The following is a 16990-nucleotide window of genomic DNA, read 5'->3' as shown; positions in this document are numbered from 1 at the left end:
GGATAGCGTTCGGCTCATGCCCGGAGAGCTGCTGCGCGTCGACGTCGGCGACCTGACCTTCGACGTGCGCGTCGACGGTCCCGAGGACGGGCGGCCGGTGCTCCTGCTGCACGGGTTCCCGGAGACGTCGGCGTCGTGGGCGGCGGTCACCCCGCTGCTGACCCAGGCGGGGCTGCGCACGTACGCGCCCGATCAGCTCGGGTACTCCCCCGGCGCGCGGCCGCTGGACGTCGAGTCCTACGCGATGCAGAACCTCGCGCAGGTGAGCGCGGACCTGATGACGGCGCTGGAGATCCCGGTCGCCGACGTCGTCGGTCACGACTGGGGCTCGAACGTCGCCTGGACGCTGGCCGCCTGGCACAGCGACCGGGTGCGCTCCCTGACGGCCGTCTCGGTCCCGCATCCCGCCGCCTACACCGCGGCCTTCCGCGTCGACCCCGAGCAGAAGGAGCGCTCGGCCTACATCCGGTTGTTCTGGCAGCCGGGCAAGGCCGAGGAGGTGCTGCTGGCCGACGACGCCCGGCGGCTGCGCCGGATGCTGCTGGGCACCGAGGGCGACACGGGCGTCTCCCCCGAGGCGGCCGACGAGTACGTGGCGGTGCTGTCGGCGCCGGGTGCGCTGACCGCCGCGCTGAACTGGTACCGGGCGATGAGCTCCGACATCCGCGTGGACAAGGTCGACGTGCCGACCACGTACGTGTGGAGCGACGGCGACGTCGCGATCGGGCGCACCGCCGCGGAGGCCTGCGCGGAGTTCGTGACCGGCGACTACCGGTTCGTCGAGCTGCCCGGGGTGACGCACTGGATCCCGGAGCAGGCACCGGAGCAGCTGGCCGCGGCGATCCTGGACCGCGTCGCCTCGTCGTGACCGGACCCGTTCTCCGGGTACCCACGGACGACGACGCCGCCCGGTGGTCCGCGCTGTTCGACGACGCCGAGGTCATGCGCTTCATCGGGTCCGGCGAGGTGCGGGAGCGTGCGTACTACGACGGCCTGGTCGAGCGGCAGCAGGAACTGGCCGAGCACACCGGGCTGTGCCTGTTCAGCGTCGTGGTCGACGGCGAGGTGGCCGGGTTCGCCGGCATCCATCCGTGGAGCCACCCCTGGGGTCCCACCGGGTCGCTCGAGGCCGGTTGGCGGTTGGGTCGCCGGTTCTGGGGTCGAGGTGTGGCGACGGCGGCCGTCCGCTCCGCGGTGGACCTGGCCCGGAGCCGCGCCGTCCTCCGGCTCGTCTCGATGATCCACGCCGAGAACGCTGCCTCGGTCGCGGTGGCGCGGAAGCTCGGCATGACGCGGGAGTCGGTGCACCGGTCCCCCGACGGCGCCCCGGTGCACCAGTTCGGACTGGCCTTCGGTTCACCGGTCGACGTGTCGACACGTCGACCGGTCGCCGTGTTTCCAGGTCGACCGCCGGCTACTGCTCCGAGCCGACGACGAGGGCGAGGAGACCCGCCTCGTCGAGCAGGTCGACCGGACGGATCGTCTCCTTGGCGGACACGTGGTGGAACCCGGCGCTGACCTGCTCGACCGGGACCCCGGTCAGCCGCGCCCAGCCGAGCCGGTAGGCGGCCAGCTGCACGCCCGCGGCGGCCATCTCCCCCGCGGTCGGCGGCGGCCCGGTCTTCCAGTCGATGACCTCGTAGCCACCGTCCTCGCGCCGGAACACCGCGTCGATGCGCCCGCGCAGGGTCAGCGGACCCAGCGGGGTCTCGAAGGGCACCTCGACCTCCAGCGGCTGCCGGTCGGCCCACTCGCTGGCCAGGAACGCCTCGCGAAGCTCCTCCAGCGCGCCGTCGGGGGTCGCCAGTTCGTCGCCCGACCCGGGCAGCTCGTCGAGGTCGACCAGCCGCGCGGCACCGAAGCGCTCCTCCAGCCACGCGTGGAACGCGGTCCCCCGACGGGCCTGCGGCGCGGGAGCAGCTGGCATGGGCCGCCGCAGCCGACGGGCCAGCTCGGCCGGGTCCCGGCGCAGGGTGACCAGCGCGGAGACCGACAGGTGCGAGGGCAGCGGCACGTCGACCGTCGGGCTGGCGTGCCGCGCCCGTTCGCGCAGCAGCAGGTCGGCGTCGCGGACCCACTGGTCGACCAGTTCGTCGCCATCCCCGAGGCTCCGCTCCGGGTCCAGCGGGTGGGGCGCGGCACCCTCGACCAGCTGCGCGGCAGCGGTCAGCGCCCGGCGCCGCGGCTCGGAGAGCGGATCGACCGGCCACACCCCGACCGGCCACTCCTCCAGGGCCGGGTTCGTGGCGCCGTCCTCGGGGGCGGGCGCCCAGTGCAGGAGGGCGCCGGCGCCGGCCTCGCAGGCCTCCTTGACGGTCTCCAGCAACGACGAGGGGCCGCACGGCTTCACGCCGTCCCGCCACCAGCTGCCCGAGCAGAGCAGCAGCTTCCTGGCCCGGGTGACCGCCACGTAGCCGAGCCGGATCTCCTCGTCGCGGCCGAAGTCCTTCCAGTCCTGGACGTACTGCTCCAGGGCGTCGCGGACCGCCGCCTGGTCACCGGACCCCGGCACCGGGAGCTCCAGTGCCGGCAGCTCGGCGCGGTCGGTGAGCCGGAGCTCGGCGGGGACGGCGCCCGGGTCCTTGATCCAGGAGTCGCTGGCGTTGGTGCGGGCGGGGAACTGGCCGTCGGTCATCCCCGGCACGGCGACGACGTCCCACTCCAGGCCCTTGGCCGAGTGCCCGGTGAGCAGCTGCACCGCCTCCGGGTTCACCGCGACCTCACCCGGTTCCAGGCCGCGCTCGCGCTCTTCGGCGTCGCGCAGGTACCCCAGGAAGGCCGGCAGCGAGGGCAGCTCGGCGAGCTCGGTGAACTCGGCGGCCACCTGGTGCAGCGCGTCCAGGTGGGCACGCGCGCCGGCCGGGCTCACCCCCGGCACGCTCGCCAGCTCCGTCTCGAGACCCAGGGTGCGGGCCACCTCGTCGACCAGGTCGGGCAGGGACTCACCGATCCGGTTGCGCAGGTGCGCCAGCTCCGCGCCGAACCGGCGGAGCCTCCGGAACCCGGTCGCCGAGTACTGCTCGGCGTCGCCCAGGTCGTCGAGCGCCTCGACGATGCTGCCCCGCTCCTGCGGCGCCTCCACGACGGCCGCGCTCTCCCCGTCGGACTGCCGGGGTGGGCGCCGGGAGTGCACCAGCGCCCGGGCACGGGCCTCGAGGGCGGCGAGGTCGCGCGGCCCGATCCGCCACCGGGCCCCGGTGAGCAGCCGCCCCATCGCGTCGCCGGCCGTCGGGTCGACCAGCACGGTGAGCGTCGCAACGACGTCGGAGACCTCGGGGACCTCCAGCAGCCCACCCAGACCGACGACCTCGACCGGCAGCCCCCGCTCGCGCAGCGCCGCGGCGATGCCCGGGAGCTGCTTTCGGGTGCGCACCAACACCGCCATCGACGGCGGCCGACCGTCGGCCTTCCGCGGCACGAGCGCGTCGGTGCCGTTCCAGCAGGCGGCCATCCGATCCGCCAGTGCCGCGGTCTCCTCGGCCACGGTCTCGTAGAGCCCGACGGTGACCGAACCGCGGCCGGCGGTGGGCGCGGGCGCGAGGTCGGGCAGGGGCTGAGCAGGTTCGGGCAGCATCGCCGAGACGGCGTTGGCCACTGCCAGCACCGCCTCGTCGTTGCGCCAGCTGGTGGCCAGGGTCAGCCGCTCGGACGTTCGCCCGGGGCGACCCGGGAACGTGCGGGCGAACCGCTCGATGGTGCCTGCCGAGGCGCCGCGCCACCCGTAGATGGACTGCCGCGGGTCGCCGACGGCGAGGACGGGATGCCCGCTGGCGCCGCCGAACAGCGCCTCGAGCATGCGCAGCTGGCCGACGCTCGTGTCCTGGTACTCGTCGAGCAGCACCACCTTCCACCGGGCCCGCTCGCGGCGACCGACCTCCGGTGAGGAGACGGCGATCCGCGCGGCGTAGGCCACCTGGTCGGCGTAGTCGATCGAGCCGAGCGCCCGCTTGCGGGCCTCGAACGCCTCGACCAGTGGCAGCAGCGCGACCCGCGCCTTCTGCCGGTTCAGCATCTCGGTGACCGCGGCGTACGGCCCCCTCTTCTTCGGCGCGTCGGCGTACCCGGTGATCTGCGCCTCGAGCCTGGCCGTCCAGGTCCGCAGCGCCGCCGGCGTGACGTCGTGCTCGCCCAGCTCCGTGGCCAGGGCCAGGACGTCCTCGACCGTGGTCAGCAGGGTCAGCGGCACGTCGCTCATGTCACCGGTCCAGGCCGCGACCACGGTGGCGGCCTGCCCCCAGCACATGGCCGGGCCGAGGACCCCTGCCCCGGGTTCGACGCCGATCCGCAGGCCGTGCTCGGAGACCAGCGACGCGGCGTACCCGTGGTAGGTCGACACGGTGGGCTGGGCGATCGCCAGCCGCTCGCGGAGGTCCTCCTCGGTGTCGGGATGCCGCGCCAGGGCCCCCAACCGCAGCCGGATGCGCTCGTTCAGCTCGCTGGCGGCCTTGCGGGTGAAGGTGAGACCCAGGATGGCCTCGGGCTCGACGATCCGGTTGGCGACCAGGGAGGAGACCCGCGCGGCCATGGTCTCGGTCTTGCCCGAGCCGGCACCGGCGACGACGACCAGCGGCCGGTCGGCGGGGGCGGAGACCACCCCGGCCTGCTCGTCCGACGGCGCGTAGGAGAGCCCGCACCGCTGCGCGACCTCGGCCGGGCTCAGCAGCCGGCGCGGCGCGGACTCCACCACGTCCGCCTCGGCGAACAGCTCCTCGAAGGAGAGCTGTCCGTCGTCGTGGCGGCTCATCCGGTCACCTGCCGGCCGGGCTCCTGCAGCGGGCAGCTGCGCCGCGCCGGGCAGCGCGAGCAGTGCGTCCCGGTGCGCACCTCGAAGTTCCCGGCTCCCATGCCCTCGCCGACCTCGGCCACCAGCTGCCCCGCCCAGGTCTCGGCCAGCGGAACGTCCGCGGGGAGGGGCTCCTGGTGCTGCTCCTTCGCCTTGGTACCCGTGCCGACCTGGAGCAGCGCCGCCCCGCCCGGAACGGTGCCGTGCTCGGCGAAGCCGCCGGCCGCGACCGCGACCTGGTAGGCCGCCAGCTGCCCGTGCTCGTCGGTGTTCTTCGCCGGCGTCCTGCCGGTCTTGAGATCGATGACGACGAGGCGCCCCTCGGCGTCGCGCTCCAGCCGGTCGACCTGCCCGCGGATGCGGGCGCGGCCGACGACGACGTCCACCTCGCCCTCCGCGGCCAGCAGCTCGCGGTCGTTCGCGGCGTGCCAGCGGAGGAAGCGGTCGAGCATCTCCTGGGCCTGCACCCGCTGTCGCTGGTCGGCCCAGCCCGGCCCGAGGTCGAGCTGGTCGAGCTCCGCGTCCAGCACGGCGCGCGCGTCGGCCGCGGGCAACCCCTCCGCGACCTGCTGCGCCACGTCGTGCACCGCGGTACCGACGGTACGGGTCGCGTCGGGCGACGCCTCGGCACCCACAGCGCCGAGCACCCAGCGCAGCGGGCAGCGCTGGAAGGTCTCGATGGCCGACGGGCGCACCCGCACCGGCTCCTCCTCCGGCACCAGCGGGGCGTCGTCCGAGAGCGGGGCCAGCCCCCACCACCGGGCCGGCGCGGCACCCGGGACGCCCTCGTCGGCGAGCCGGCGCAGCAGAGCCGCGGCCGCCGAGCGCCGGGTCGCCGGGGTCTGCGGGTCGGTGACCGCGCGGCGCAGCTCGGCGACGAGCGCCGGGAGCGTGAGTGCGCGGGGGAGCTCGGTGAGGGGACGGCCGTCGGCCGGGGGCGGCTCGACCAGGTCGAGGAACCGGGAGGCGGTCGCGCCGGCGTCGGCGCCGTCGAGCGCGCCCTCCACGGCCGTGACGACGAGCCGACGCCGGGCACGTGTGGCGGCGACGTAGAACAGCCGGCGCTCCTCGGCCAGTGCGAGGGTGCGGCGGTCGACCCGGGCGCCGTCGATGCCGGCGGCCCGCTCGACGAGCACCTCGGCTCCCAGCAGCGAGATCCGCTCGCGGAGGTCGGGCCACAGGCCCTCCTGCACGCCGGAGACGCAGACGAGCTCCCACTCCAGGCCCTTGGAGGCGTGCGCGGTGAGCAACCGGACCGTCTCGCCGGACACCGCGCGTGCCGCGCCGGTGTCACCGGGCAGCTCCTGGGCGGAGAGGTGGTCGACGAACGCCCGGACGTCGGCCGACGGCAACCGGTCCACGAAGCCGGCAGCGGCGTCGAAGAGTGCGACGACGGCGTCGAGGTCGCGGTCTGCCACCGCACCGGTGGGCCCGCCGGCCGCGCTGGCCTTGGCCCAGCGGTTCGCCAGGCCGCTGCGCTGCCACATCGCCCACAGCACGTCCTCGGCCGTGCCGTCCTGGGCGAGGGCGAGCCGCCCTGCGTCGAGCACGGCCGCCACCCGTGCGGCGGGGCGGGCGACGTGCTCGGGCAGTGCCTCCAGCAGGGCGTGGTCGGTGAGCGCATCGGCCAGCGGGGCGCCGCGCTCGGCGGCGTCGGCCCCCTGCTTCGCCAGCGCGATCCGCACCGCCCGGCGGAGCCGGCGCAGGTCGAGCACGGTGGCACCGCCGAGGGCGGAGGCCAGCAGCGCCTCGGCCCCGGGCTCGTCGAGGCCCACCCTCTCGCCGTCGGGGCCGGGGAGCAGCGCGGACAGCGCCCGCAGGAACGGGGCGACGGCGGGCTGGGCGGCCAGCGGCAGGTCGTCGGTGGAGACGGTGACGGGCACCCCGGCGGAGGCGAGCGCACGGCGGAAGGGGCCGAGCACCGAGGCGCTCCGCACCACGACGGCCATCTCCGACCACGGGACGCCGTCGAGCAGGTGCGCACGGCGCAGCACGTCGGCGACGTAGGCGGCCTCGACCGCGGCGGACCCGAAGACGTGCACCTCGGCCTCGCCGGACGGGGTGCTCTCCCCCGCGGTCAGGCGACGGTGCTCCCACGGCCCGGGCAGGCCCTCGGCCACCTGCCGGGTGATCCGGAGCAGCTCCTCCCCCGACCGCCGGCACACGCCGAGCGAGAGCCGCCCCGCCCGGCGCCCGTCGGTGTGCCGGAACCGCTCGGTGAACTCGACGATCCCGCGCGGTTCGGCACCGCGGAAGGCGTAGATGGACTGGTCGGGGTCGCCGACGGCGACCAGGTTGCCGCCGCCCCCGGCCAGCAGCTCCAGCAGCTCGACCTGCGCGGGATCGGTGTCCTGGTACTCGTCGACGAACAGCCAGCGCGCGCGCTCACGCTCCTGACGGAGCAGCTCGGGGTCCTCGCTGAGCTCGAGGATGGCCTGGCGGACCAGCTCGGCGGGGTCGTACCCGGAGGCGTCCCCGCGGGAGGCGACCCAGAAGTCGCTGACGTTCTCGTACTGCTGCTGGAAGGCGGCCGCGTGCACCCAGTGCTCGTTGCCGGTCTCCCGCCCCCACCGGGCGAGCTGCGCTGCGTCGACACCGCGCTCGGTCGCGCGCAGCAGCAGCTCGCGCAGCTCGGCGCGGAACCCCTCGGTGCCCAGCGCGGGCGCGAGGTCCTCGGGCCAGCGCACCGTGCCGAGGCCCTCGGCGTCACCCCGCAGCAGCTCCGCGACGACGGCGTCCTGCTCGGCGGAGGTGAGCAGCCGGGGTGGCGGGTCGCCGCGGAGGACGGCGGCGCGCCGCAGCACGCCGTAGGCGTAGGAGTGGAAGGTGCGGGCCAGGGGCTCGCGGATCGTGCGGGCGACGCGGGACGTGATGCGGCTGCGCAGCTCGGCCGCAGCTTTGCGGCTGAAGGTCAGGACCAGGATCTGCTCGGGGTCGATCCCGGCGTCGATGCGCGTGGCGACGGCCTCGACGATCGTCGTCGTCTTGCCCGTTCCGGGGCCGGCGAGCACGAGCAGTGGACCGCCGGGGTGGTCGACGACCGCCTGCTGGGTGGGGTCGAGCACCGGCGCGCTCGTGCGCGGAGGATCGCCAGGGAGCAGCCGGTAGACCGGTCCGCCCTCACCCCCGCGCTGTGCCACCCCTCGATGGAAGCACGCGGGTGCGACAACCCGGGGAGAGGCAGGTCAGGCCAGCGAGTCCAGGAGGCTCTGCTCCAGCATCAGGTCGGCCGCGGTGGTCAGCCAGCCGGCCACGAGCAGCATCGGGAAGGCCTGCTCCTGGTCCAGGGACGCGGTTCCGGCAACCAGCCCGGCCTGGGCCACTGCCCGGCACGCCATGGTGTTCATGCCCTCTGATCGGCGCACCCCGCCGCGTGCTTGAGCGGGCGGTCAGCCCGACCAGCCGACGGCGGCGAGATCCACGCGGCCGTTGCGCACCGGCACGCCCTCGGTCGCCAGCAGCTCCATCTGCCGCGCCCGCACCGGCTCCGCCGCCGTCCCGTCGGCACGCACGACCCGGTACCAGGCCACCGCTCCCCCACCGCGCGACAGCGCACGGGCCACCCGCCGGGGCCCGACACCGACCAGCCGCCCGATCGCGCCGTAGGTGCTCACCCGGCCCGGCGGGATCCGGTCCACGGCATCGAAGACTGCCTCGTCGACGTCGAGGGCGGCATCGGTCACCCGCCGATCATGGCAAGCCTCAGAAGTCCTTGCGGCCGAAGCGGGCCAGCAGCCGGGTCTGCGGCGAGGCTGCGGCGGAGACGTCCAGCGGCCGGTCGAAGAGACCCGGGACGCCGTCCTCCGGCAGCTGCTCGCCGAAGACCAGAGCGGCGGTCACGAGCTCCCCGTCCAGCTCGGTGTCGCCACCGGTCGCGTGCGCGAGGTCCCAGGCGTGCACGGTGAGGTCCGCGGTCATCTCGAGGATGTACTGGGTGGCGGGGGTGGGCCCGCGCTCCAGGTGGACCGTCCGCACCAGGGCGTCGTCCTCGGCGAAGGCCGACAGGGCGTCGTCCGCGGCGGACTCCCAGCCGGTGAACGGGTCGTTGCCGAGCAGGTCGGTGGTCTCGGTGGGGAACCGGCCCTCGGCGTAGGGCTCACCGGCCAGCAGCGGCGGCACCCAGAGCTGCTCGCTCACCAGGTGCGCCACGAGGTCGGCGACCGTCCACTCCGGCAGCGCCTGGTCCTCCCACTGGTCGGGGTCCACGGCGTCGACGCGGTCGGTGAACTGGTTCTGGGCACGCTGGAAGAGCTCGAGCAGCTCCACGGGCGAGAAGTCGGCCATGGGTTCCAGTCAAGACGACGACGGCCCGGCCCGCCCCCCGAGGGAAGCCGGCCGGGCCGTGGTGACGTGCTGGAACGACCCCGTCGCAGGGACCCGCACCGAGCGTGCGAGGTGCGGGGGGTGCTTCTAGTACGTGGGCAGCGCCTTGTCGATGCGCGTGGCCCACGCCGTCACGCCGCCCTGGACGTGCACGGCGTCCTTGAACCCGGCGTTCTTGATCGCGGCGAGCACCTCGGCCGACCGCACACCGGTCTTGCAGTGCAGCACGATCGGCTTGTCCTGCGGCAGCTGCGACAGCGCCCGGCCCGACAGCAGCTCGTCCTTGGGGATGAGCTTCGCCCCGGGGATCGACACGATCTCGTACTCGTTGGGCTCGCGGACGTCGATCAGCTCGAAGTCCTTGCCCGCGTCCATCATGTCCTTGAGCTCGTCGACGGTGATCGTCGCGCCCGCCGCGGCCTCCTGGGCCTCGGTGGAGACGACGCCGCAGAACGTCTCGTAGTCGATGAGGCCGGTGATCGGCTCACCCTCCGGGTCCTTGCGGACCTTGATCGTGCGGAAGGTCATCTCCAGGGCGTCGTAGACCATCAGCCGGCCGAGCAGCGTCTCGCCGATGCCGGTGATGAGCTTGACGGCCTCGGTCGCCTGGATCGCACCGACGGTGGCGCAGAGGACGCCGAGCACGCCGCCCTCGGCGCAGCTCGGCACCATGCCGGGCGGCGGCGGGACCGGGTACAGGTCGCGGTAGTTCGGGCCGTGGTCGTTCCAGAAGACCGAGACCTGGCCGTCGAACCGGTAGATCGAGCCCCAGACGTAGGGCTTGTTCAGCAGCACGCACGCGTCGTTGACGAGGTAGCGCGTGGCGAAGTTGTCGGTGCCGTCGACGATGAGGTCGTACTGGCCGAAGATCTCCAGCACGTTCTCGCTGTCGAGCCGGGTCTCGTGCAGCCGGACGTCGATGAGCGGGTTGATCTCCTTGATGGAGTCCCGCGCGCTCTCCGCCTTGGACCGGCCGACGTCGCTGGCGCCGTGGATGATCTGGCGCTGCAGGTTGGACTCGTCGACGACGTCGAACTCGACGATGCCGAGGGTGCCGACACCGGCGGCGGCCAGGTACATCAGCACCGGCGAACCGAGCCCGCCGGCTCCGACGGCGAGCACCTTGGCGTTCTTCAGGCGCTTCTGCCCGTCCATGCCGACGTCGGGGATGATCAGGTGACGGCTGTACCGGCGGACCTCGTCGATCGACAGGTCTGCGGCCGGCTCCACCAGCGGTGGCAGGGACACGCTTGCTCCTTCAGGTCGCGGACGGCGGCCCCGTGGGGCCGGCGGTCGTTGCCGACAACAGCGTGACAGGCGCCGGTAATCCCGCTGCAGCTCGGGTGCTGCGCAGACGCGCTTGACCCTGCCCCGAGGGGAAGGACGACGCTGCGCGGACCGGTGCACCGAGCACCGGTGACGAGGGAGGGGCGGGCGTGGACCGGATGACCATCGGCGAGTTCGCCCGTGCCGCCGGGCTCACGGCCAAGGCGCTCCGCCTGTACGACGAGACCGGGCTGGTCCGGCCGGCGGAGGTCGACGCGCACACCGGCTACCGCTACTACCGCGACGACCAACTCGACCGCGCGCGGCTGATCGCCCGCCTCCGGATGGTCGGCATGCCGCTGGACCGGATCCGGGCGCTGGCCGACCTGCCGGCCGCTGCTCGCGCCGCTGACCTCCTGTCGTACTGGCGGCAGGTCGAGGCCGACAACGCATCGCGGCGGCGGCTGCTCGGGGACCTCGTCTCGGACCTGAACCACGAGGAGCGCGCCATGTCCTTCGAGAAGTCGGCCCGCCCGCGGTCCGCTGCCCGCTCAGGTGCCGGCAGCCGGGACCGTCAGCTGGACGCGTTGGTCACGGGGCACCGACTGCACGCGGTGGCCGACGGGTTCGGCAGCGAACCGACGACGGCGGCCCGGGCGCTGGAGGTGCTGACCCCGTTGGACACGACGTCGGGCACTGCCGACCCGGTTCGCCTGCTGGACCAGGCCGTCGGCGAGGCGGCCGCCGTCGTCGCGCAGCTGCCGGCGGAGGAGAACGGCGGCCCCGGGTGCACCCTCGCGGCGCTGCTGCTGGGGGACGGTGCCGCGGTCATCGCGCACGTCGGCGACTCGAGGGCGCACCTCGTCCGCGACGGGCAGCTGACCCGGATGACCCGGGACCACACCATCGTGCAGTCCCTGATCGACGAGGGCCGCCTCACCGAGAGCGAGGCGAGCTCCGATCCGCGCCGAGCCGATCTGAACCGGGCACTGGTCGCCGGCCGCACGCCGGCGCCGGACCTCTCGCTGCACGCGGTCCGCCCCGGTGACCGCTTCGTGCTCACCACGGACGGCGTGCACGCGGTGCTGGCGAAGGACCGGCTCGCCCGCCTGCTCGTCGACGAGTGCGAGCCCGCCGCGGTCGCGGACGCGGTGGAGCGAGCCGTCGTGGCCGCCGGGGCACCCGACAACTACGCCGTCGTCGTGGTGGACCTGCCCGCCGACCGCTGACCGGCAGGTCAGCGCCGCTCGCGGGCCCTGCGCACGGCGTCCCGTCCGGCACCGAGCGCTCCGCGCAGGCCGCGGCGCACCCCCTCGGGCAGGTGCGCGGCCCCCGACCGCGCGGCCTGCTCCAGCGTCTCCCGCGCCGACGGCGGACGGCCCGCCAGCACGATCAGGTCGCCGTGCGTGCCGTACCCCAGTGCCTCCTCGTGCCAGGCCGTGCCGTCGAAGGTGACCATCCACCACGGCCCGTCGCCCGCACGCACCACCATCGGGTGCGGGATGTTGGTGCCGTACGGGGCGCGGAGCGCCCCCACCCTGGTCATCCGCAGGTCGTACACCGGGTACTCGGCGGCGTCGCGGTCACTGGCCAGGACGTACCAGTCGTCGCCGAGCCGCTGCAGGATGGTGCCCTCGGTCTGCTCCAGCGAACCGTCGGCACCGACCAGGCCGAGGCCCCGGGTCGGGTCGTCGTCGTCGGTGCGGGCGAGCGCGGGGTGGAAGACGTAGCGGGGCGGCCCGAAGGACGGGCACTCGACGAAGGCCAGGTACCAGCGCCCGTCCACGCGGGCGAGCGACGGGTCCCACGCGCTGGCCTCCGTGGGGAGGGCGAGCCGTTCGGTCGGCAGGACGTGGACGCCTTGGAGGAGGTCCGTGCCGGAGACCGTCACGTGGCGCACGTGCACGCCGCGCTCCGGGGTGTGGTCGCCCCACGACGAGACCAGCACGATCCACCGGTCGTTCGCCTCGTCGAGGACGACGGCCCCGGCGTGGTCGCCGAGGAGCAGGCCGTCGCGCCGGGAGAACAACGCCCCGACCTGCGTCAACCGCGTGGGGTCGGTCAGGTCGAGGGTCCACACGCCCCAGTGCGCCTGCTGGAAGAACCCGAGCCCGGCGTTGGTCGCGGTCAGGTACAGCCGGCCGTCGCGGACGACCGGCCGTCCGTCGGGGTGCCGCACGACCTGCGGGTCTCGGAGCCCCGCAGCCCCCGAGTAGCCGGCCCGGACCCGGGTCAGGGAGGCGCCTGCTCTCGTTCCGCAGGCGTACTGGAGGCCACCGAGAACCGCGGGGTCGCGCAGGTCGGTCGCCGCGGACACCTCGTCCCGGAGCGTGAGCAGCGGCCGCCACTCCTCTCCGCTGCCGTCGGCCGCCAGCACGGTCACCCGGTTCTCGTTGACCACGCACGCCAGCCGGAACGGGGCGACCAGCGACACGGGGGCCGAGCCCGCGACGACCGTGCCCTCGCTGCCCGCGACCTCCACCGAGACCGTGGCCTCGTCGGCACGGTGCACGGCGAGGACACCGCCCGGGCCGGCGAGACCGCAACGCACCTCGCTCCCGGCTCCTGCCGCTCCCACGTCGACGAGCACGGCGCAGAACGGTGCCTCCGGCCCGCTGCCCAGGCGCACCGGATCGCCGTCACCGGCAGCCAGCCCGTCGGTGCGGTCGTGGGCGACGAACGGGGAGAGCAGCCCGGCCGGGCGGTGCCGGGCTACCTCCTCGAAGGTCTGGAGGAGGGGGTCGTCCGCGCGCCTGCCGATCACCCGGTCAGGCTACGGGGGACGTGTCCCGGGTCACGGGAACGGCCAGGCGTTCTTCGTGCAGCCCTCGAGGCCCAGCGTCTGCTGCTGCATGACCGGCGCGGGTTGGCCGGCCCCGGGGCAGGGCTTGTGCCCGTTGCCGAGCACGTGCCCCACCTCGTGGTTGACGACGTACAGCCGGTAGGTGGCGACGTCGCCCTGGTAGTCGGGTACCGCGGTCGCCCAGCGCGCCAGGTTGATGACGGCCCGCTCGCCGTAGCGGCAGGAGGTGTAGCCACCGGTGCCGACGCCGGGGCAGTACCGCTCCATGTTGCCCGGGCTCACCAGGCTGACCCGGAAGTCGTACTGGCCGGCCGCGGCCTCGGCGGCCCCGACGCGCTGGAAGGACATCCGTCCGCCGCTCCCCCAGGACCGGGGGTCGCCCAGCGTCGCGGTGACGGCGTCGGCGAAGGCGGCGCCGTCGACCCCGATGCCGTCCTCGACCTCGACGACGAACCGCTCCAGAGGGCCGGTGCCGTAGACCTCCGAGCTGCCGTCGACGACGGAGAGGGTGCCGCCACCCTGCTCGACGTAGCTGTCGGCGACGGCCGGCGGGACCGTCGCCGTCGGCCCGGCGTCCCCCTCGGCGGGAGCGGTGGGTGGCGGCGTCGGGACCACCGACGGAGCGGGTGCGGCCTCGGTGGTCGACCTGGCGGGCTCGGCCGTGGATCCCGGCGGGTGGAGCGCGAGATCACCCAGCACCACGAGCGTGGCCACGGTGAGGAAGGGGATGGCGTAGGCCCGCCACCCGTATCGGCGGACGAAGCGGCGCAACCGGCTCCGCTCCGGGCCCCGGGGTCGCACGGGAACCCCTGGCTCCCTGCGGGCGACCAGCGGCTCCGGCCGCGGGGTGGGCCGGTCGTCGGTCAGACGTCCACCCACCGGCCGATCTCCTCGTCGTTCGACGCCCCCGCCGTCAGGACCTCAGCGTCTCACGGTGCGTGGCGTGTCGGCCACAGTCGACACGTCCGTCGCGTCCGGCCCGGCGGGTCGCCGCTCCGCCAGTGCGAGCACCGCCCGCGCGGTCGGCTCGGGTGCCTCCAGCATCGCCACGTGCCCGACGCCGTCGAGGACGAGCAACCCGGCGTCGCGCAGCGTGGCGGCCAGCCGCGGGGCGAGCCCGGGGTCGACCAGCCGGTCGCGGCTCCCCCAGACCACGAGGCACGGCATCCGCAGGCTGCGGGCGGCGCGCCAGGCGTTCGCCCGTCCGACCCGGAGGTAGGAGGTGATCAGCCCGCGCATGCTGCGCGCCAGCGCACGGTCGGCCCATGGCTGCGTGGCCCGCTCGTGCATCTCCCGGACCGCCTGCTCGATGCGTTCGGCCGGCACGTTCGCCGGGTCGCCGAAGCACGTCTGCACCATGGCGCGGACGCTGTCCTCGGGGCGCACGCCCGCCAGCCGGCGTTCGGCCAGGGTCGGGACGCCCGGCACCAGGAGCAGCAGGAGCGCCCGGCTGAAGGCCGGGGGCACGCGGTAGACCGGCATCGCCGGGGAGACCAGCGTCAGGGTCGCCACGAGGTCGGGACGCTGCGCGGCGACCAGCAGGCTGACCAGGCCGCCGAGGGAGTTGCCCACCAGGTGCACCGGCCGCCCGGCCGCCTCACCCGGGAGGTGCACCACGTGCTCGAGGACGTCGACGACGGTGCGCATGTGCCCGCGGACGGAGTACCTGCTGCCGGGCGGCGGCTGCGACCGCCCGAACCCCGGGAGGTCGACCGCCCATCCCTCGAAGCGGACGGCGAGCAGCGCGGCGAGGTCGGTCCAGTTGGTGGAGGCACCGCCGAGCCCGTGCACGTACAGCGCACGTTCGCGTGGCGCGTCGTCCACACCTCCGACCGGACCGGTCCAGGGCGTGTGCCGGACGAACACCGCACCTCCGCGGACCGGCACCTCCGCGCCGGGCCAGGGCGGCAGCACCTGCTCCAGCGGTGGCAGCGCGACAGCGGAGAGCGGGGCCTCGGACATCACTCTCGACGGTAACGCCGTGCGCCGCGGCACGGAGTCGGCCGGAACCGCTCGGTAACATCCTCCCGCCATGCAGCCATCACGCCCCGCCGCGGTTCCCCGGCGCACCTCCCGCCTCCCGCGCGGTGCCCGCAGGCTGCAGCTCCTGCGCGCCGCCCAGGACGTCTTCGTCGCGCACGGCTTCCACGCCGCGGCCATGGACGACATCGCCGACCGCGCGGGTGTGAGCAAGCCGGTGCTGTACCAGCACTTCCCGGGCAAGCGCGAGCTCTACCTGGCGCTGCTCGAAGAGCACGTCTCGGAGCTGGCCGACCGGGTCGGCGAGGCGATGGGCCGCACGGCGGACAACCGGGAGCGCGTGCACGCCGCCGTCGGCGCGTACTTCGACTTCATCGACGCCGACGGCGAGGCCTTCCGGCTGGTGTTCGAGTCCGACCTCCGCAACGACGACGACGTCCGCGCGATCGTCGACCGCGGCACCGGGGTCTGCGTGGAGGCCATCGCCGGGGTGATCGCCGCCGACACCGGGGCCGACCCCGAGCGCGCCCTGCTGATCGCCTCCGGCCTGTCGGGTCTCGCGGAGAGCAGCGCCCGCTGGTGGCTGCCGCGCAAGGGCACGGTCTCCCGCGACGAGGCCGTGGCCCTCATGTCGTCGCTGGCGTGGCGCGGCATCTCCGGTTTCCCGCGGGTCGACGGCGACTGACCCGGTTTCGCTGACGGCGCACCTGCTCACCCGGCCCCGGTGCCACCCCCTGGACTAGCGTTGGGGACAGTCGCGAATCGAGGAGGCATCGCCCACGTGGAAGTAAAGATCGGCGTCCAGCACTCGCCCCGGGAGCTGGTCATCGACAGCCCCAAGTCCCCCGACGAGATCGCGTCCGACGTGGCCGCGGCCATGTCCGGCGCGACCAAGGACGGCCTGCTCACCCTGGTCGACGAGCGGGGCCGCAAGGTCCTCGTCCCGGTCGACCGGATCGCCTACGTGGAGATCGCGCAGGCCGACCAGCGCCGCGTCGGCTTCATCGCCGCCAGCGGCAGCTGAGTTCCCGGAACGACCCCGGTGCAGCGGCCCGCGCCGAGCACGTGAGGCGTGAGCTGCACCGGGGTCCTCCTAGGGGTTTAGGCCGAGGGCCTTCATCCGGGCGGTGTGCGCCGAGGTGATCCGCTCGATCAGCCGCCCGATGCCCGACAGGTCCCCGGTGCCGGACACGATGAGGTCGGCCAGCCCGTCGTGCTCGGCGATGACGGCCTGCGAGCGCGTCATGGCCTCCCCCACCAGCCGGCGACCCCACAGCGCCAGCCTCCCGGCGACCTTGCGGTTCGCGGCGATCGCCGCCCGCACCTCGCGGACGGCGAAGTCGGCGTAGCCGGTGTCGGCGAGCACCTCGAGCACCAGCCCCCGGTCGGGCTCGGGCAGGAACCCGGCGATCTCCCGGTAGAAGTCGGTGGCCAGGCCGTCGCCGACGTAGGCCTTGACCAACCCCTCGAGCCACGTGCTGGGCCGGGTGCTCTCGTGGAAGGTGTCCAGCGCCGACACGAACGGAGCCATCGCGTCGGCCGGGTCCACCCCCAGCTCGGTGAGCCGGGCGGTCAGCCGGACGTGGTGGGCGATCTCGGCGGCGGCCATGCGGGCCAGGGCGGCCCGCCCGGCCAGGGTGGGCGCCAACCGGGCGTCCTCGGCGAGCCGGTCGAAGGCGGTCAGCTCCGCGTAGGCCAGGGCGCCCAGCAGCTCGGCGACGGCCGTGTTCTCGACCGGGGGCACGGCACTCTCCAAGGGCTCGACGACGACGGGACCGCGTGCCCCCGTCGAGTGATCGACGCAACATCGGGGAGCGCGGCGCGGGAAGGCTAAC

15 protein-coding genes are annotated in these 16990 nt (G+C 74.6%); 5 read left to right on the top strand and 10 right to left on the bottom strand.

The genetic code is table 11. The features are described 5' to 3' along the window. Positions 1-16: 16 nt before the first annotated feature. Both DQ237_RS07555 and DQ237_RS20600 read left to right on the top strand, forming a co-directional pair. Positions 17-868, top strand: coding sequence for an alpha/beta fold hydrolase (locus DQ237_RS07555; RefSeq protein ID WP_113798763.1), 852 nt, complete (start codon positions 17-19; stop codon positions 866-868). Continuing rightward, positions 865-1518, top strand: coding sequence for a GNAT family N-acetyltransferase (locus DQ237_RS20600; RefSeq protein ID WP_166509542.1), 654 nt, complete (start codon positions 865-867; stop codon positions 1516-1518). The genes DQ237_RS07555 and DQ237_RS20600 overlap by 4 nt, the downstream gene beginning before the upstream one ends. Here DQ237_RS20600 and DQ237_RS07545 read toward each other — a convergent pair. From DQ237_RS07545 to moeZ, 6 genes are all read right to left on the bottom strand, one after another. Further along, positions 1415-4744, bottom strand: coding sequence for an ATP-dependent DNA helicase (locus DQ237_RS07545; RefSeq protein ID WP_113798759.1), 3330 nt, complete (start codon positions 4742-4744; stop codon positions 1415-1417). The two genes, DQ237_RS20600 and DQ237_RS07545, sit on opposite strands and share 104 nt — an antisense overlap. After that, the gene (locus DQ237_RS07540; RefSeq protein ID WP_240619477.1) at positions 4741-7923 is read right to left on the bottom strand and encodes an ATP-dependent DNA helicase; all 3183 of its coding nucleotides are present in this window, start codon (positions 7921-7923) and stop codon (positions 4741-4743) included. Before DQ237_RS07540 ends, DQ237_RS07545 begins: the two co-directional genes overlap by 4 nt. A 45-nt stretch (positions 7924-7968) precedes the next feature. Beyond that, the gene (locus DQ237_RS19685; protein ID WP_166509533.1) at positions 7969-8130 is read right to left on the bottom strand and encodes a hypothetical protein; all 162 of its coding nucleotides are present in this window, start codon (positions 8128-8130) and stop codon (positions 7969-7971) included. Positions 8131-8172: 42 nt separating this feature from the next. Then, positions 8173-8466 carry an MGMT family protein gene (locus tag DQ237_RS07535; protein ID WP_113798757.1) on the bottom strand — a complete coding sequence of 98 codons (294 nt, stop codon included), beginning with the start codon at positions 8464-8466 and terminating at the stop codon, positions 8173-8175. A gap of 19 nt (positions 8467-8485) precedes the next feature. Next, on the bottom strand, positions 8486-9067 hold the full coding sequence (locus DQ237_RS07530) for a TIGR03086 family metal-binding protein (RefSeq protein WP_113798755.1): 582 nt from the start codon (positions 9065-9067) through the stop codon (positions 8486-8488). 126 nt (positions 9068-9193) lie between these two features. Beyond that, positions 9194-10354, bottom strand: coding sequence for an adenylyltransferase/sulfurtransferase MoeZ (gene moeZ, locus DQ237_RS07525; protein WP_113798753.1), 1161 nt, complete (start codon positions 10352-10354; stop codon positions 9194-9196). A 197-nt stretch (positions 10355-10551) separates the two neighbouring features. Here moeZ and DQ237_RS07520 point away from each other — a divergent pair, with 197 nt between their 5' ends. After that, positions 10552-11601, top strand: coding sequence for a MerR family transcriptional regulator (locus DQ237_RS07520; RefSeq protein ID WP_240619519.1), 1050 nt, complete (start codon positions 10552-10554; stop codon positions 11599-11601). 8 nt (positions 11602-11609) lie between these two features. On the opposite strand, the gene DQ237_RS07515 is transcribed toward DQ237_RS07520, so the two are convergent. The 3 genes from DQ237_RS07515 to DQ237_RS07505 are packed head-to-tail and all read right to left on the bottom strand — an operon-like array spanning position 11610 to position 15137. Further along, positions 11610-13136, bottom strand: a complete 1527-nt coding sequence (locus DQ237_RS07515; RefSeq protein ID WP_113798749.1) for a hypothetical protein — start codon at positions 13134-13136, stop codon at positions 11610-11612. Between the two features lie 30 nt (positions 13137-13166). Beyond that, positions 13167-14054, bottom strand: a complete 888-nt coding sequence (locus tag DQ237_RS07510) for a DUF3152 domain-containing protein (RefSeq protein WP_166509541.1) — start codon at positions 14052-14054, stop codon at positions 13167-13169. A 42-nt stretch (positions 14055-14096) separates the two neighbouring features. Further along, the gene (locus DQ237_RS07505; RefSeq protein WP_113798748.1) at positions 14097-15137 is read right to left on the bottom strand and encodes an alpha/beta fold hydrolase; all 1041 of its coding nucleotides are present in this window, start codon (positions 15135-15137) and stop codon (positions 14097-14099) included. Between the two features lie 70 nt (positions 15138-15207). Here DQ237_RS07505 and DQ237_RS07500 point away from each other — a divergent pair, with 70 nt between their 5' ends. Both DQ237_RS07500 and DQ237_RS07495 read left to right on the top strand, forming a co-directional pair. Next, entirely contained in the window at positions 15208-15840 is a 633-nt protein-coding gene (locus DQ237_RS07500) for a TetR/AcrR family transcriptional regulator (protein WP_113798746.1), read from the top strand. Between the two features lie 96 nt (positions 15841-15936). Beyond that, complete coding sequence (locus tag DQ237_RS07495) at positions 15937-16179, top strand: DUF3107 domain-containing protein (protein WP_113798744.1); 243 nt, start codon at positions 15937-15939, stop codon at positions 16177-16179. A 69-nt stretch (positions 16180-16248) separates the two neighbouring features. Here the strand turns inward: DQ237_RS07495 and DQ237_RS07490 are convergent, their stop codons facing one another. Beyond that, the gene (locus DQ237_RS07490; RefSeq protein ID WP_113798741.1) at positions 16249-16899 is read right to left on the bottom strand and encodes a ferritin-like fold-containing protein; all 651 of its coding nucleotides are present in this window, start codon (positions 16897-16899) and stop codon (positions 16249-16251) included. Positions 16900-16990 lie beyond the last annotated feature (91 nt).

Source organism: Blastococcus sp. TF02-8 (genome assembly GCF_003319175.1).
In the GTDB taxonomy this organism is placed as follows: Bacteria; Actinomycetota; Actinomycetes; order Mycobacteriales; family Geodermatophilaceae; genus Blastococcus.
Note: the sequence above shows the minus strand (reverse complement) of the source record. Positions and strands in the feature narration are given on the sequence as shown.

Coding starts and splice junctions, on each gene's coding strand:
- DQ237_RS07555 (WP_113798763.1), top strand. CDS start 17: ATGCCCGGAGAGCTGCTGCGCGTCGACGTCGGCGACCTGACCTTCGAC.
- DQ237_RS07545 (WP_113798759.1), bottom strand. CDS start 4,744: ATGAGCCGCCACGACGACGGACAGCTCTCCTTCGAGGAGCTGTTCGCC.
- DQ237_RS19685 (WP_166509533.1), bottom strand. CDS start 8,130: ATGAACACCATGGCGTGCCGGGCAGTGGCCCAGGCCGGGCTGGTTGCC.
- DQ237_RS07530 (WP_113798755.1), bottom strand. CDS start 9,067: ATGGCCGACTTCTCGCCCGTGGAGCTGCTCGAGCTCTTCCAGCGTGCC.
- DQ237_RS07520 (WP_240619519.1), top strand. CDS start 10,552: ATGACCATCGGCGAGTTCGCCCGTGCCGCCGGGCTCACGGCCAAGGCG.
- DQ237_RS07505 (WP_113798748.1), bottom strand. CDS start 15,137: ATGTCCGAGGCCCCGCTCTCCGCTGTCGCGCTGCCACCGCTGGAGCAG.
- DQ237_RS07500 (WP_113798746.1), top strand. CDS start 15,208: ATGCAGCCATCACGCCCCGCCGCGGTTCCCCGGCGCACCTCCCGCCTC.